Here is a 15,803-nt window from a genome sequence, read left to right as displayed (position 1 = left end):
CGGCACCAGTCGCGCGCACGAACGTTGTGAGTTCCGCAGCGCAGCAGGGGCGACAATTACATGGTCATCGACAAGTCCGAACAGTTCGAGCGCGCGGTCCGCCTGGGCTTCCTGGCGCGGGCGGCAATCTACATCCTGCTCGGCGTGCTGGCCCTGGCCAGCAGCAGCGAGGTGTCGGACGGTCCGGCCGCTGCGTTCGACGCCATCGGTGAGGCGCCTGGTGGCACCGCCCTGTTGTGGCTGACCGCGGCCGGCCTCGTCGCTTATGCCCTATTCCGGCTTGCCTCCACATTGCTCGACATCGAGCACGAGGGATCAGACAAGATCGGCTGGGCCAAGCGGATCGGCCATGCGGGCAGCGCGATCGGCCACCTGCTGCTGGCGTGGAGCGCCTTCCAGTTCGCTACCACCGGGCAGGCCGCCGATGACAGCGCCCGCGCGCAGGAGGTCGCAGCGGGCGTGCTGTCAGTCAATCTGGGGCCGGTCCTGCTGGCGTTGGCGGGACTCGCCTTCCTGGCGACCGCCGTGTTCCAAGCGCGGGAGGGGCTGACCGGGAGCTTCATGCACATGATCAGCCGCCGGGCGCCCGCCGCCACGCGCCAGATCGGTGCGGCCGGCTATCTGGCGCGTGCCGTGGTGTTCGCCATCATCGGCTGGTCGCTGGTGCAGGCGGCGTGGGGTGGGACCAGCAGCGGAATCAAGTCGATCGGCAGCGCGATCAGTTCCCTCGCCGATACCGGCATCGCGTTCCAGTTGGTGGCGGTCGGCCTGCTGCTGTTCGGGATCTTCAGCCTGGTGCTGGCGCGGTACCGGATCATTCCGGAGCTGGATGTGGATATGCGGATCCCGACCTTCCGCCTTTAGGCAGCAGTTTCCTGGCACTGCGCCGTGCCGGTCCCGCGATAGACCTCCCGCCCATGCGCGTCGCGCAGCGATACGGTGCCGTCACGATGGCGTTCGCCGTCGGCAAGGGTGAGCTGCAATTCGTAGCCGGCACCCAAGTACCGGTTCCAGCTTCCGGCCGCGAGTTGCCCGGCACCGGGATCGGCGGCGAAACGGACCAGCTTGCCGTCCAGCTTCATCCAGGCATCTTGCTTGCGGGCGATGACCCGCGCGCCCAGGCTGGTGCCGGGTGCATAGCTGCAGCCTGCTCCAGTTAGCTGGTGCCGCATGATCTCCGGCGCGCTGATCGCGTCGGGCACAATCTGGCGGGCAGGCGGCGGCGCCCGGTTCGCCTGTTCCACGATGGCAACCTCGCGGTCCGCCTCGGCAGCAGCTTCTTCCGGCGTTGGCTCGGCGACACAGCTCGGCAGCATGGTGGCGAGCAGCATGGCGGTAAAAGGAGCGAACCGGCGCATCAATGCCTCCCGAACAGCTTGGCGACCTCTGCCGCCGACAGTTTGACCCATGTGGGGCGCCCATGGTTGCATTGGCCGGACCGCGGTGTCACCTCCATTTCGCGCAGCAAAGCGTTCATTTCGTTGATGGAGAGCACGCGCCCCGCCCTGACTGAGCCGTGGCAGGCCATGGTGGCGAGCACATGTTCGATCCGTTCTTCCAGCAGCAGCGCCATGCCGTTCTGCCGCAGATCGTCCGCCAGGTCGCGCAGGAGAGACGGGGGATCGGCCTTCGCCAGCACGCCCGGCATTGCGCGCACGAGGAGGGCGCCCGGCCCGAACCGCTCATAAAGCAGACCGAAGCGGGCCATGTCGGCGGAGGCATCCTCCAGCAGGTCGCAGGCGGGTTCGTCCAGATCGACCACTTCCGGCATCAGTAAGGCCTGTGAAGCGGCGACCTTTGCAGCGGTGCCGCCGGCACGCAGCCGTTCCAACACCAGCCGTTCATGCGCGGCGTGCTGGTCCACCAGTACCAGGCCGTCCTCCGCCTCCGCTACGATATAGGTCTGCGCGACCTGCCCGCGTGCTACCCCCAGCGGGTGCTGCGCGGCAGGAGCAGGTTCATTGGCGGAAACCTCCGCTCGACCTTGGGGTGCGGCGGTCGCCAGTCCTTCGAAACCCTGCCAAGCGGCGACCTGTTCACGCAGGGTCTCGGCCCCGGCCGGCTGTGGCGACCATGCTGCGGCAGAGGTTTGAGCCGCGATTGGAGCTGAAGGCGGTGTCTGCCAGCGGGCCATGGCAGCGGCATCCGCGGCTTGCGCGCTACGCCGGCCGCCGGTCGCCAGTGATTGGCGCAGGCCCGACACGATGAAGCCGCGCACGCCCGGCGCATCGCGGAAGCGGACTTCCGTCTTGGCGGGATGGACATTCACGTCCAGCTCCGCCGGCGGCAGGTGGATGAACAGGGCGAGCACCGCGTGCCGGTCACGCGCCAGCATTTCCGCATAGGCGCCACGCACCGCGCCGGTCAGCAGGCGGTCCTTCACCGGGCGCCCGTTGACGAACAGGTATTGGTGATCGGCGACACCGCGGTTGAAGGTCGGCAGACCGGCCAAGCCGGTCAGTCGCATAGGTCCCTGCTCCGTCTCCCGCAGCCAGTCGACCGTTACGCCATTGTCGGCGAGGTCTCGGTCGATCACCTGCGCTATCCGGGCAGCGTGCCCTTCCCCGCCCTGCAATTGCAGGATGCGGCGTTCGCCATGATGCAGGGTGAAGGCGATGTCGGGCCGCGCCATCGCCAGGCGGCGCACCACGTCCAGGCAGGCAGCATATTCACTGCGCGCGCTGCGCAGGAACTTGCGGCGGGCGGGCACCTGACCAAACAGCTGTTCCACCCGAACCTTGGTGCCCGGCGGGATCGCGCAGGGGCCTTCTTCCGCCACGATGCCGTGATCGGTGACGCGGCGCCAACCCTGCGGCGCGCCGTGCGGCCGGCTTTCCAGCACCAGTCGCGCCACGCTGGCGATGGAGGGCAGCGCCTCCCCTCGGAAGCCGAGGGTTGCCACTTGTTCCAGCGCACCGTCCGCGCCCAGCAGCGTCTCCGGCAGCTTGGAGGTGGCGTGCCGCTCAAGGGCGAGCGCCATCTCATCCGGCAGCATGCCGCAGCCATCGTCCACCACCTCGATCCGGCCGAGCCCGCCATCGACCAGCGACACCGCGATCCGGGTGGCGCCGGCATCGATCGCGTTCTCGACCAACTCCTTCAGCGCGCTGGCCGGGCGTTCCACCACTTCGCCGGCTGCAATGCGGTTGATCAGCGTTTCCGGCAGGCGACGAATGACAGGCATGATGCACACCAAGGTAGCGGCAAGCCGCCGCCAATTCGAGGCGGGTGGTGCGAATGTGTTGCGGATAAGGACAGATTTATTTTGGCCTTCGCCGCATCACCGCGCTAAGGACCCGCCATCGGGCGGCGGGTCCTCTGCCCGCTCCATGCCATCCCATTGCCCCTGCGCATAAACAGAGACGGAATGTTCATGAGTTCCTACTTCAGCAGACTGTTCAAGTTCGGCTCCCAGAACATGGCGATCGACCTCGGCACGGCCAACACGCTGGTCTATGTGCAGGATCGCGGCATCGTGCTGAACGAACCGTCCGTTGTGGCGATCGAGACGCTGAACGGGGTCAAGCGGGTCAAGGCGGTGGGTGACGACGCCAAGCTGATGATGGGCAAGACGCCCGACAGCATCGAGGCAATCCGCCCGCTGCGCGATGGCGTGATCGCCGACATCGAGATCGCGGAAGCGATGATCAAGCACTTTATCCAGAAGGTGCATGGCAAAAAGAGCCTGTTCCGCTACCCCGAGATCGTGATCTGCGTGCCGTCGGGTTCCACCAGCGTTGAACGCCGCGCGATCCGCGATGCGGCCAGCAATGCCGGCGCATCCGAGGTGTTCCTGATCTGGGAGCCGATGGCCGCCGCGATTGGGGCCGGGATGCCGGTGACGGAGCCTGTCGGGTCCATGGTTGTCGATATCGGCGGCGGCACGACGGAAGTCGCCGTGCTGTCGCTGCGCGGGCTCGCCTACACCACGTCGGTGCGCACCGGGGGCGACAAGATGGACGAGGCGATCGTTTCCTACGTCCGCCGTCACCACAACCTGCTGATCGGCGAAGCCACCGCGGAGCGGATCAAGCAGAACTACGGCATCGCCGTCATGCCGGAGGACGGCATCGGTGAGCCGATCACCATCAAGGGCCGCGACCTCGTCAACGGCGTGCCCAAGGAAATCACCATCAACCAGGCCAATCTGGCCGAAGCGCTGGCCGAGCCGATCGGCGCCATCGTTGAAGGCGTGCGGATCGCGCTGGAGAACACCGCGCCCGAGCTGGCGGCCGACATTGTCGATCAGGGTATCGTCATGACTGGTGGCGGGGCGCTGATCTCCGGCCTCGACGATCATCTGCGTGAGGAGACCGGCCTGCCCGTCTCTATCGCGGAGGACCCGCTGTCCTGCGTCGCCATGGGTACTGGTCGCGCGATGGAAGACCCGCTGTATCGCGGCGTGCTGATGACCGCCTGATTTTCTCCTGCTGACAAGGGGCCGCAGCCATGGCGCTGCCTTCCGGTCGCCGGCCGGGTAGCAACAGGAAGGCCCAGCTGGGCCTGTTTGCCGGATACCTGCTGGCCGGCGGCGGTGCGCTGCTGGGCGCGGCGCTGCTCGCCTTGTCGCTGTTCCGGCCGGAAACCTTCGCCGGCCTTCGCTCCATGGCGGCGGATATCGCCAGCCCAGCAGGGCAAGCGGGCGCCGGTGGGCGGATGGCGACACAGAACGTATTCGACGCCATCGCCGGCTATTACCGTGCGGGCAGCCGCAATGCGGAACTGCGCGACGAGGTGCGCATCGCTCGCGTAAAGCTGGCGGAGGCGGAGGCGCTGCGGCGGGAGAACATGCGGCTGAAGGCCGTGCTGCGGCTGGCGGATGGCGAGACCCGCCCCGTCGCTACCGCTCGCCTGATCGGCTCCACCGCGGCCAGCACGCGCCGCTTCGCCTGGATCTCCGCCGGACGGCAGGATGGTGTGCGCCCCGGCATGCCGGTCAGCAGCCCGCTTGGCCTGATCGGCCGGGTGTTGGAGACCGGGCGGCATTCGTCCCGCGTGCTGCTGCTGACCGATCCAGAAAGCATGGTTCCGGTGCGCCGCGCGACAGACGATGTGGTGGCTTTCGCCGAAGGGCGCGCCGACGGGCTGCTGCGGCTTCGACTGGTCAATCTCGGGATCAACCCCATGAAGAAGGGCGATGTATTCGTCACCAGCGGGGCCGGCGGCCTGTTCAGGCCTGGCATCGCTGTGGCGCTTGTCACCGGCATCACCCGCGACGGCGGCATCGCCCAGTTGCTGAGCAATCCTGCCGCCACTGACGTGGTTCTGGTCGAACCGATCTGGCAGCCGCAGGCCGTCGCCGCCTCCCAGGCGCCCTCCATCGCGGAGGTCGAGGAAACCGACGCGGTTGAAAGCGCCAGCGCCATTGCCGCCACTCCCAGCACCGCCACTGACAGCGCGGCTGCGCCAAGTCCGCAGATCACGCCCGTGGTGGAGCCGCAGGACGGTGATTGACCTGTCCGCCCTGACTGGCCGTGGCGGTGCCGAGAGCCGCAGCATCAACCGGACGCAGTCGCCGATCCGCGCCTTCGGCGTGCCATGGAGCACCATCATGCTCGGGTCGCTGACGCCGTGGCTGCCGGTCATCGCGCCTGCTCCGATCATGCCGCCGCTCGGCTACATGCTGCTGCTGTGCTGGCGACTGGGACGGTCCAACCTCCTGCCGCTATGGGCGGGCTTTCCGCTGGGCCTCTTCGACGATCTCTATTCCGGACAGCCGTTCGGCAGCGGCATCCTGCTGTTCAGCCTGACGCTGATCGCGATCGACCTGATCGAGATTCGCTTTCCCTGGCGCTCGTTCTGGGTGGATTGGCTGACGGCGGTGCTGCTGCTGATGGTGTATCTGGCGGCGACCACCCTGTTCGCGCGCGTGCCACTGACGGAGTTGCAGGCGCAGCTTGTCGGGTCGCAACTCTTGTTCTGTGCGGTACTCTTCCCCATTATCGCGTGGCTTGTAGCTGCCCTTGACCGCGTGCGGCTGAAGCGGGTCCGCCGCATCGATTGATCCCGCCTGCCGAAAGTTGCCTGCCAGCGCCGTGCCCCAGAAGTTTACCCCCTCCAGTCTCGCGCAGAGCTTCGAGCGCCGCTCCTTCATCGTGGGCGCGCTGCAGGGCGGCGTCGGCATGCTGCTTGCTGGCCGCATGGGCTACATCGCCGTGGCCGAGAACGAGAGATACGAGATGGAGGCGGAGAGCAATCGGGTGAACCTCACCCTGATCCCGCCCCGCCGAGGCTGGATTCTCGATCGCAATGGCGCTCCCCTCGCCTCCAACCAGGCCGAATTTCGGATCGACGTCATTCCGGAGCGGCTGGAGAACCCCGCCGCCACCATCGATACGCTGAGCGAACTGCTGGCGCTGACGCCGGTGGAAAAGACCGACCTCATCGACAAGGTAGAGGCTGCCGCTGGCTTCTCCCCGGTTCAGGTGGCGAGTGGTATCGACTACGATCGCTTCGCCGCCGTCGGGCTGCGCCTGCCGGAACTGCACGGCGTCATTCCGCAGCGTGGCTTCTCCCGCTACTATCCCACGGGCTCCGCCGTCGGGCACCTGATTGGTTTCGTGGGCACCGCAAACAAGGAAGAGTGGGAGGAAGCGGACCGTAATCCGCTGTTGGTTACCCCCGGTTTCAAGCTGGGCAAGGACGGGCTTGAGAAGCAGTTCGAGCAGGTGTTGCGCGGTCAGCCCGGTGCCCGGCGCGTGGAGGTGACAGCCGGTGGCCGCATTGTGCGCGATCTGGAGACGAGGGAGGATGTACAGGGTCAACCGATCCGGCTGACCATTGACGGTCCGCTGCAGGATTACGCCGCCCGCCGCATCGGTCTGGAAAGCGGATCGGTCGTGGTGATCGACTGCCTGACCGGCGACCTGATGTGCATGGCATCCATGCCCTCGTTCGATCCCAACAGCTTTTCGGATGGGATCGGCCGCCTCGAATACAAGATGTTGAGCGAGAACGAGCGCGTTCCGCTCCGCAACAAGGTGCTGAAGGGCCTCTATCCGCCCGGATCGACGGTCAAGCCGATGGTGGCCATGTCGTTCCTGGAGGCGGGCCTCGACCCCCATGAGAGTGTCGGGTGCAGCGGTGGCCTGCGCGTCGGCAACCGTGTGTTCCACTGCTGGGATCGCGGCGGTCATGGCCGGGTAGACATGGCCAAGGGCATCTACCAATCGTGCGACGTCTACTTCTACTACTTCGCACAGAAGCTGGGGATGGACGTGATCGCGCCGATGGCGAAGCGGCTGGGCATGGGCCAGGAATTCTCTCTTCCCGTCGCCAGCCAATTCTACGGCACGGTGCCTGACCCGGCATGGAAGCTGCGCAAGTATAACAGCCAGTGGCAGCCGTTCGACACGGTGAACGCCACGATCGGTCAGGGCTACATGCTGGCCAATCCGCTGCAATTGGCGGTGATGGCAGCGCGCCTCGCCACAGGCAACCAGATCATGCCGCGGCTGCTGATGACCAAGGATCGGCCGCGGTTCGACACCATGAACTTCCACGGTGATCACGTGCAGATCATCCAGAAGGCGATGAGCGATGTCGTGAACGGTCCCGGCACGGCGGGCCGCGCCCGCCTGCCGATCCCCGACATCCTTATGGCCGGGAAGACCGGTACGGCGCAGGTCGTCAGCCTGTCCGTCGCCAGCGGCAAGAGCGGACCGTGGAAGTACCGCGACCACGGTCTGTTCATCTCCTTCGCGCCGTTCAACAATCCACGCTATGCCTGCGCGGTGGTGATCGAACACGGCGGCGGCTCGGGCGCGGCCTACCCGATCGCGCGCGATGTCATGACCTTCCTGTTCGACCCGGCGAAGGCGCTGGATGCGCTGCACCAGATGGAAGCGCAGTGGGGCGGCACGGCGCAGCAGCGGCTGACGGCGACCTACGCCCGCTATGCCGCGGCGGCTGGGGAGAGCGTGCCGCCGCCGGTACCGCGCGATCTGGTGGCGGTGACGCAGCAGGTCGATGCGGAGGCGCGTGCCGGCGTTCAGCCCGCCGCCGCCGCCACGGGCGCCGTGGCTCCTCCGCCAGAGCCCGATGGTGGAGGACTGGCAGCGCCCGCCAGCCCGACCCCTCCGGTTGTGCCACGCCCGCGATCTGCGAGTTCGCAGACGTAGGCGCTTGGTGAGCCGGCTGCTTAGATGGCCAGGCATAAAATTTTGCGGCAGCGCAATTCAGGGGTTTTCACCGGCCCCGCAATCTGTATAGGGGCGCTTCCCGCGGCGGCCCACCGGTCTCCCCGGGTGTTCCGCGGCCCTGCCCGGATGGACGCATAGCTCAGTTGGTAGAGCAGCTGACTCTTAATCAGCGGGTCCTTGGTTCGAGCCCAAGTGCGTCCACCACCCCTTCCCAGCAGTCAGTTTTGATCTCCTCATCGACGAGGCAAAGCATCGGCTGCGCGACGATGTCGGCCCCTCTTATGGCAGATGCGTGCCGCGCGGAACGATGTCCTGCGGACCCTCTCTGACCCACCGGGCTCTAAATCTTCTACCTTTTTCGAGCAGGCCGAAAGTCGTCAGGTCGGCTGCAAGGCTGCCCCATTAACGATCACGTTGTCGAGTTCCAGATTGCTGACGCCGGTTACCTCAAAGGTGGGATCGGTCAGTTGCAGATTTATATTCTTCAGCACCACCTCCGCCATGTCGGTCTGGGCAGGATCAGGCCGAATGGTGCCCATCGCGCCGTAACGGCCGGTGATCTCGCTCATCCGGATGTTGCGGACGCGAGAGGTGGGCTGCTCATGTCCGTCGAGGTCGGCATATTGCGTCCAGGGCCGGACGGTGAACACCTGCCCGCCGCTGGTTGAGAGCGTGATGCGTCGCAGCTCGATATCTTCGTATAATTGCGGCGTATCGGTGCGCAGTTTCAAAACCAGCACCCGGACATCCCCGGTCACCCGGCAATCTTCCACCACCACGTCGCGAACGATTGTCGCCTCGCTGCCGCAGGTGAAGACGCTCCCGCCACGCCGGAACTCGCAGTTGCGCACCCGGACATGCTCCACCGGCGGCGAACTGCGATCCTGCAAAGCGAGCGGCCCACGCGATCCCTTTGCCGCGATGCAGTCGTCGGTGACCGAGAAGAAGCAGTGCTCCACCGTAACGCGCTGGCAACTGTCGATGTCGATCCCGTCGGTGCTGGGCGCGCGCTCGTACTCATCAGGCACGGTGAAGCGGCATCCGGCAACTGTGACATCGCTGCAGGCGTAGAGATGCAGGTTCCAGAACTGCGAATCCTTGAACGCGACGCCATCGATCCGGACGTCCCGGGACCGTTCGATCAACGCCAGCCGCGCTCGCGGGATGCCGATGTTCGGGAAATTACGCGGGTCCGCAGATGCCCTTCGCAGGCGCCAGAACAGATCCCAAACCGGTCGTCCCGCTCCGTCCAGCATGCCCGGCCCGGTGATCCGCAGCCCATTACATCCGGACGCGTTGATCAGCGCCGGCGTGAACTGGTCCGCCACATGGCCCTCGATCCGGCTAGGCCCGGCAGGAAAATGGGTTGCCACATCCTCGGCACAACGCAGCACGGCACCCTCCTGCAAATAGAGGTGAACGTCCGGCTTCATAAACAGCGCGCCCGACACGAAAACACCAGCAGGCACGACGACCGTACCACCCCCCTCCGCCGCCATTCGATCGATAGTCGTCTGGATCGCAAGTGTGTTGATGGTGCTGCCATCGGGCATCGCGCCGGCGTCAAGGATGCTCATGCGCGGGCCGTGTACATCATCCGCCGCATCCGCCCTTGTCCAGCGGGGCGAGAAGGATGTCGCCAACAGCGCAAGCAACACGGCACGGCGAGGAGATTGAAAGACCATGCAAAAGCATGTGCCGAAGTTACATAAACCTCGCTAGTGAAATTTGCTTTCGCAGGTGGACGCTGGCAGGGATGTTGAAAGAGGGGATGCCGATGCTTCGTCGTACGTTCATTGCAGGGGTCATGGTGACAGCCTCAGGCGTGGCTCTCGCCGCGACGCCGCTACCGCGCCGGCGACCGCCAAACATCATCTTCGTGCTGGCGGACGATCTCGGCTATGGTGATATCGGGGCTTATGGGCAGGCGCGGTTCCGGACACCGAACATCGACCGACTGGCGGAACAGGGGCGGCTGTTCACACAAGGGTATGCCGGTGCGCCCGTGTGCTCCCCATCACGCGGTGCGTTGCTGACCGGGCAACATACCGGCCATGCCCGCATTCGCGATAATTTCGCGCTGGCTGCCGGACACCTTGGCTACAAAGGCGAGCAGCAACTCCGCCGCGCGAGCCTGACCCCGCAGGACCGCACGGTGGCGCAGCACCTGAAGGCTGCCGGCTACGCAACGGGGATCATGGGCAAGTGGCACCTCGACGGCTACGACCCGGCGGCAGTGCCGACCAATTTCGGCTTCGACGAGTTCAAGGGCTGGCTGGTGACCGAACCCGTGACGGAGGGGTACTGGCCGGCCAAGCGGATGCACAACACGCAGATGGTCGATGTGGCGGGGAATGCCGGCGGCGCGCGGCAGGTCTACGACACTGACCTGATCACGGATGAGTCTATCGACTTCATCGGGCGGCACCGCGCTGCGCCGTTCTTCCTCTACGTGGCGTACAACGCGCCCCACAGCCCGCATATCGCACCTGACTTCGGCCCATACGCGGATCAGTCATGGCCAGATGACGAGAAGTTCTACGCCGCGATGATCGATCGGCTGGACAGGAATGTCGGCCGATTGCTGGAACAGCTGAAGGCAACCGGCATCGACGAGGACACAATGGTCATCTTCTCGTCCGACAATGGGCCCCGGTCCGAACCATCCGCCCCGCAGACGCGCGTCGCGGATTCGTTCGACTCCAATGGCGGGCTGACCGGGTACAAGCGCGACATGTACGAAGGCGGGCTGCGCGTGCCGTTCCTGGTGCGGTGGCCGGGACAGATCGCGGCCGGATCGCGCAGCGACGTGCCGATCTACTTCCCCGATCTGCTGCCCACGGCCTTGTCCGCGGCAGGCGCGCCGTCGCAGCCGGGCGACGGCATCGACCTGCTGCCGCACTTGCTGAACACCGATGCCGTCCCGCCCGACCGGTTCATGTACTGGGAGTTTTACTCGCCCGAGTATCGCCAGGCGGCGCGCTACGGGAAGTGGAAGGCTGTACGGCTGCAGCGTGCCGGGCAGACCCAGCTGTTCGACCTGTCGGCGGACCCGTGGGAAAGCCGCAACCTGGCCAGCGATTACCCGGAGGTCGTGCAGTTCATGAACGATGGCATGGCGCGCGAACATCGCGCATCGGCGGAATACCCGGATCCTACCCCAGCAGCAGAGGCGGCTTCTTGATGAAAGCCATGGCAAGATTTCGGCTGCTCGCACTCGCGTGTGCGGTGGCACCGCTTCCGCTTGTTCCGGCGGTGGCGCAGGCGCAATTGCGACCGGTCGACATCACCCTGCCCCCGCGACCGGATTTGTCATTCGCGACTGATATCGTGCCGGATCCCGCCCGGGTGCTGGCGGTGATGGAGTATGCCGCGTTGGCAGAGATCGCCGATCTGGAACGCAAGCCGTTCCAGGTGCTGGGGCGCAGCGTGGACGAGATCACCGCCAACTGGGTCTCGGCCACGTTCTACACCGGGCTGACGCGGGTCGCCCGTGTGTCCGATCGGCCGGAGCCGATGCGGTTCCTGGTATCGGTGGCCGACCATTTCAACTTCGCGATGCGCGGCACGCGTTCGCCAAAGGGGCTGCTGAACGCCGACGATCAGGCGATCGGCGAGCTGTACCAGGAGCTGTACGTCCTGCGGCGGGAGGATGGCTACATCATGCCGACGCAGCAGCGGCTCGATTTCTCGCTGCCGCATCTGCGGGCGGAGCCGCAGCCCGCGCGGCTGGTGTGGTGGTGGTGCGATGCGCTGTTCATGGCCCCGCCGGTTCTGTCGCGCATGAGTGCGATCACCGGTGACCGGCGCTATCTCGACGCGATGGATGTGCAATGGTGGCGCACCTCGCAGGCGCTGTACGATCCGGCGGAGGGCCTGTTCTTCCGCGATCCGCGCTTTGTCACGCACCGGTCCGACAGCGGCGGCAAGGTGTTCTGGTCGCGCGGCAATGGCTGGGTGCTGGCGGGTCTCGCCCGCGTGCTGGACCACATGCCGGCGGATTACCCGACGCGCGACCGCTACCTCGACCAATTTCGCCAGATGGCGGCGCGCATCGCGGGGCTGCAACAGTCCGACGGGCTGTGGCGCGCCGACCTGCTGGACGTGTCCGCCTTTCCCGAACCCGAAACCTCCGGCTCTGCGCTGCACACCTATGCCCTGGCGTGGGGCGTCAACCACGGCGTCCTGCCGCGGGATGAATACCTGCCCCAGGTCCTGCGAGGCTGGGCCGGCCTGAACCGCCACATTCTGCCCAACGGGCAGCTTGGCGCGGTGCAGAAGACCGGCGACCAGCCGGTGCCGACAGCGGCCGACGACGTGGGAATGTACGGCACCGGCGCGTTCCTGCTGGCGGCGGCGGAGATCATGCAGCTTGCGCAGCCGGTGCAGGCCCTGCCGGTGCCCCCACCTGCCCTGCCCGCGCCGCCAGCGGCGGAGCGACCCGCCACACCCGCCCGGCCCGGCACCGCTCCGAGTGGCGAGGCGGCCCGGCGGGCGCGGGAGATGCAGGCGACGCGGGACCTGGCCTACGATCCGCGCGTCGACGCGCCCGACCTGGAGCGGTGGACACCCGGCCCACCGATCGACGAATGGACGATTGCGCCGCGCCGCCAGCCCTGACGGTCAGGCGATCTTGGCAGCGTAGAGCAGCCGGTCTGATCCAAGATGGTCGTACAGCTCGGCCAGCTTGGTATCGCCAACGGCGAAGCAACCCTGGCTGCGCCCGAGCTTGCCGGTGTCGGTCACGACCTGTGGCTCCGCATACCAGGCGCCGTGGATCACGATGGCGCGATCCAGCGCATTGCTGTTGCTCGGGTCCAGGCCGGCGAGCCGCTGGGACCGGCCATGCTTGCCATGATAGTAGTCGAGCACGCGGAAGGCCCCGTGGCACGACGCATTGGAGCCATGCTGGTTCGAGAACCGCTCCGTCCAGCCGCTATGGCCGGGGTCGGAGCCGCTGCCATGCGTCACCAGCAGGGAACGGACGGCACCTGATTCCAGGTTCACCAGATGCAGCCGCGGCGTGGACGAGGCGGCGGCGAAATCGACGATCGCCATTCGGTCGCGCTTGATCGACGCACCCTGACGATCCAGCGCGTCGCGCGCCTCCGCCAGCAATGCCGCCGGCACCACCGGATCGATGACCGGGCCGGCAGCCATCGCCGGCATCGCAGGGGCGGGCGGCAGTACGGGAACGGCCGGCGTGACGAGGCCGGTGCGGCGGGCGGTCCCTACCGCCCCGCCCAGCATGGAGGTCGCGGCGAATACAGCACCGCCGAACAGGATCTGCCTGCGATCGAGAGTCATCGCGCGCGCCTGCCATATTCTGACCCGCCTGTCCGCCCGATCACGATGTACCGTGCCGGCCATGCGATGACGGCGGAACTTTTCCGGTGCGCAATCAACAAGATGCCTGGCGAAGCTGCTGTGCGATCAGGGGCGGGCGGCGCTTGCCTGCTGCTCCGGCCTGCTAGCCAGAGCGGCCGAAAGGCGCAGCATCCGGTCGGCCGGCAGCTCTCCGGTCAGGGCGTAGGCGAACGGTCCTTCCTCCCAATAGGCGACCGATCGCGCCGCGCGGCGTGCGAGCAGCGGCAGCTTTTCCGCCGGGGTTTCCGCGCGCGTGGCGAACAGGGCGACCGTTTCCGCATCCTGCGTCAACAGCACCGCGGTAACCGCCATGCCGCTGTTGGAGGGGTACAATTGCACATCGCGCACCTGCCAGCCAGCCGGCAGCGTGGGTAGCGTAAGACCGGTGGCGCGCTGAAGCTCCGCCCGGTCCAGCAGAACGCTTTCGGGTTGCGACGCCATTTGCTGACGCATGAGGCTGGCACTGAAGGATGCGTCGGCATCGGCGATGAAGGATGCGGCCTGGACCGGCGCGGTCACGCTTTCCGCCGTTTCGTTCAGCAGCCACCCACCGGCCAGCAGCGCCGCCGCCGCGGCAACCCGGCGGACCGCCGCCAGCGGGGCGACCGTACGCTGCGGCAGCGGGATCACGTCGGCGGCCTTGCGCCCCACCAGCGTGCCGGCGGTGCTGCCCCCAACGCGCGCGAAGCGCATGTCCGGCCAGTTGCGGCGCCAGCGGCGCGCCACGATCCGTTCGCCCGGCCGGGCGGCATCGTCCAGCAGCACCATGCCGCCTGGCCGCAAGCGGCTGAACAATTGTTCCGCCGCGCCGCGGACGAACGGATGGACGGTCCACGGTGGTCCGTCGATGATGATGAGGTCGATCTGTTCGGGGACGGCGGTCAGGTCGTACCAGCTGCCCGGCCATTTGCCGCCGGCGCCGTTGCGCAAGGGGGCATGGTGGATCGTGGCGTCCACCCCCTCCCCCGCGAGCCATTCGCGGGTGGCGGCCACGAAGGGGCCATGCTGGTCGTAGCTGACCAGCCGTCCGCCGCCATGCAGTTCCAGCGCGCGCGCGGCGACCAGGCTGCTGGCGCCGCAGCCCAGTTCCACCACAACCTGCGGCCGCAGCAATTCGACCGCATCGACGATCCGGTGCAGGAATCCGGTATCGGCCTTCCAGCTGCCGAGATGGGGCAATGCGTCGTCTGCAAGGCCGATCCGTTGTAAGAGGCGGCGCTTGCTCGCCTTGGTGCCGCCCCACAGGCTGAACAACAGGAACGGCCAACCGATCGCACCGTAGAACAGGCGATGCAGCCGGTGATCGACAGCATCGCCCCGGGCCAGATCGTCCGGCGTGGGCGCCAGCGAGCGCAGGCTGGTCAATTCGCGCGAAGTCATTGCAGCGCTCTTTGCTGCAAGCCGCGGCCATTGCCAATGGCCATTGCTGCAACCCCACCTGGCTGACGCGCTTTGGCGCAAGCACCGTGCAATCCGGCGCTTGGCGGTTTGTCTACCAAGCTGGTAGACTTATATGGAGGATGTCGCACCACACGAGTCGGACGGCTGCAAGCTGGACAGAGAGGAGTGCACACGATGGCCCATTATCTCGACCTGCCGCCACACAAGCTGGCGGGCGATCCGCTGATCCTGATCGTGCCAGGGATCAACAATTCCAATCCCCGCCACTGGCAGAGCCGGTGGGAACGCCAGCGGGAAGATTGCGCCCGCGTGGACCTTGGCATGTGGGACGATCCGCATCGCAACACCTGGGTAAACAAGCTGAACCTGGCAATCAGCCGTGCGGAACGCCCGGTGGTGCTGGTGGCCCACAGCCTTGGCTGCCTGGCGGTGGCATGGTGGGCGGAATACGAGCAGCCGAGCCAGGGCAACCCGGTCGTCTCCGCGCTGCTGGTCGCCCCGCCCGACGTCGATCGGCCGGGCACGGACCCGCGGCTCGCCCGCTTCGGCGCGTGCCCCCGTTCGCCCCTGCCCTTCCCGTCGTTCCTGGTCGCCAGCGACGATGACCATTATTGCCAGCTGCGCACCGCGCGCATGCTGGCGAACGATTGGGGATCGCGCTTCGTGTTTGCGGGAACGGTGGGGCACATCAATGCCGAATCCGGCCTGGGCGACTGGACCTTCGGGCAGGAACTGCTCGGCCGCCTGCTACGTGAACACCGCGTCGAGCAGGACCGCCTCGCGCCGCCGCTGCTGCGCGATGCCGCACGTCAGTCACGATTGGCCGCGACGCCCTGATTGCGGTTTGTAAGGTCGGGAACGCAGCTGTCCGCGGCCTTGTTGGACCTCTCACCC

13 protein-coding genes and 1 tRNA gene are annotated in these 15,803 nt (G+C 66.8%); 9 read left to right on the top strand and 5 right to left on the bottom strand.

Annotated features, from left to right (window positions below):
• Positions 1-60 precede the first annotated feature (60 nt).
• Positions 61-864, top strand: a complete 804-nt coding sequence (locus V5740_RS04570; protein ID WP_347303899.1) for a DUF1206 domain-containing protein — start codon at positions 61-63, stop codon at positions 862-864.
• Here V5740_RS04570 and V5740_RS04565 read toward each other — a convergent pair.
• Both V5740_RS04565 and mutL read right to left on the bottom strand, forming a co-directional pair.
• Complete coding sequence (locus V5740_RS04565) at positions 861-1,358, bottom strand: hypothetical protein (RefSeq protein ID WP_347303898.1); 498 nt, start codon at positions 1,356-1,358, stop codon at positions 861-863. The two genes, V5740_RS04570 and V5740_RS04565, sit on opposite strands and share 4 nt — an antisense overlap.
• The gene (gene mutL, locus V5740_RS04560) at positions 1,358-3,184 is read right to left on the bottom strand and encodes a DNA mismatch repair endonuclease MutL (protein WP_347303897.1); all 1,827 of its coding nucleotides are present in this window, start codon (positions 3,182-3,184) and stop codon (positions 1,358-1,360) included. The genes V5740_RS04565 and mutL overlap by 1 nt, the downstream gene beginning before the upstream one ends.
• A 189-nt stretch (positions 3,185-3,373) precedes the next feature.
• On the opposite strand from mutL, the gene V5740_RS04555 reads away from it, so the two are divergent.
• The 5 genes from V5740_RS04555 to V5740_RS04535 all read left to right on the top strand — a co-directional run bounded on the left by V5740_RS04555 (position 3,374) and on the right by V5740_RS04535 (position 8,345).
• Positions 3,374-4,420 (top strand): rod shape-determining protein, encoded by a 1,047-nt coding sequence (locus V5740_RS04555; protein WP_347303896.1) that lies wholly within the window; start codon positions 3,374-3,376, stop codon positions 4,418-4,420.
• A 29-nt stretch (positions 4,421-4,449) separates the two neighbouring features.
• Entirely contained in the window at positions 4,450-5,454 is a 1,005-nt protein-coding gene (mreC, locus tag V5740_RS04550) for a rod shape-determining protein MreC (protein WP_347303895.1), read from the top strand.
• The gene (mreD, locus tag V5740_RS04545) at positions 5,447-6,004 is read left to right on the top strand and encodes a rod shape-determining protein MreD (RefSeq protein WP_347303894.1); all 558 of its coding nucleotides are present in this window, start codon (positions 5,447-5,449) and stop codon (positions 6,002-6,004) included. The genes mreC and mreD overlap by 8 nt, the downstream gene beginning before the upstream one ends.
• A 31-nt stretch (positions 6,005-6,035) precedes the next feature.
• Positions 6,036-8,120 carry a penicillin-binding protein 2 gene (gene mrdA / locus V5740_RS04540; RefSeq protein ID WP_347303893.1) on the top strand — a complete coding sequence of 695 codons (2,085 nt, stop codon included), beginning with the start codon at positions 6,036-6,038 and terminating at the stop codon, positions 8,118-8,120.
• A gap of 149 nt (positions 8,121-8,269) precedes the next feature.
• Positions 8,270-8,345, top strand: a tRNA-Lys gene (locus V5740_RS04535).
• Positions 8,346-8,518: 173 nt separating this feature from the next.
• Here the strand turns inward: V5740_RS04535 and V5740_RS04530 are convergent.
• Entirely contained in the window at positions 8,519-9,799 is a 1,281-nt protein-coding gene (locus V5740_RS04530) for a glycosyl hydrolase family 28 protein (RefSeq protein ID WP_347303892.1), read from the bottom strand.
• 149 nt (positions 9,800-9,948) lie between these two features.
• Here V5740_RS04530 and V5740_RS04525 point away from each other — a divergent pair, with 149 nt between their 5' ends.
• Complete coding sequence (locus V5740_RS04525) at positions 9,949-11,325, top strand: arylsulfatase (RefSeq protein ID WP_347303891.1); 1,377 nt, start codon at positions 9,949-9,951, stop codon at positions 11,323-11,325.
• A gap of 44 nt (positions 11,326-11,369) precedes the next feature.
• Positions 11,370-12,761: a glycoside hydrolase family 88 protein gene (locus V5740_RS04520; RefSeq protein WP_347303890.1), complete on the top strand. Its 1,392-nt coding sequence runs from the start codon at positions 11,370-11,372 to the stop codon at positions 12,759-12,761.
• Positions 12,762-12,764: 3 nt separating this feature from the next.
• Here the strand turns inward: V5740_RS04520 and V5740_RS04515 are convergent, their stop codons facing one another.
• Together V5740_RS04515 and V5740_RS04510 are read right to left on the bottom strand one after the other, a co-directional pair.
• The gene (locus V5740_RS04515; protein ID WP_347303889.1) at positions 12,765-13,511 is read right to left on the bottom strand and encodes a murein L,D-transpeptidase catalytic domain-containing protein; all 747 of its coding nucleotides are present in this window, start codon (positions 13,509-13,511) and stop codon (positions 12,765-12,767) included.
• 63 nt (positions 13,512-13,574) lie between these two features.
• Entirely contained in the window at positions 13,575-14,888 is a 1,314-nt protein-coding gene (locus tag V5740_RS04510; RefSeq protein WP_347303888.1) for a class I SAM-dependent methyltransferase, read from the bottom strand.
• Positions 14,889-15,083: 195 nt separating this feature from the next.
• Between V5740_RS04510 and V5740_RS04505 the strand changes: the two genes are divergently transcribed.
• The gene (locus tag V5740_RS04505) at positions 15,084-15,746 is read left to right on the top strand and encodes an alpha/beta hydrolase (protein ID WP_347303887.1); all 663 of its coding nucleotides are present in this window, start codon (positions 15,084-15,086) and stop codon (positions 15,744-15,746) included.
• Positions 15,747-15,803: the final 57 nt, after the last annotated feature.

This window comes from Croceibacterium sp. TMG7-5b_MA50 (assembly GCF_039830145.1).
Taxonomy (GTDB): domain Bacteria; phylum Pseudomonadota; class Alphaproteobacteria; order Sphingomonadales; family Sphingomonadaceae; genus Croceibacterium.
This window is presented reverse-complemented; position numbering and strand designations above follow the sequence as displayed.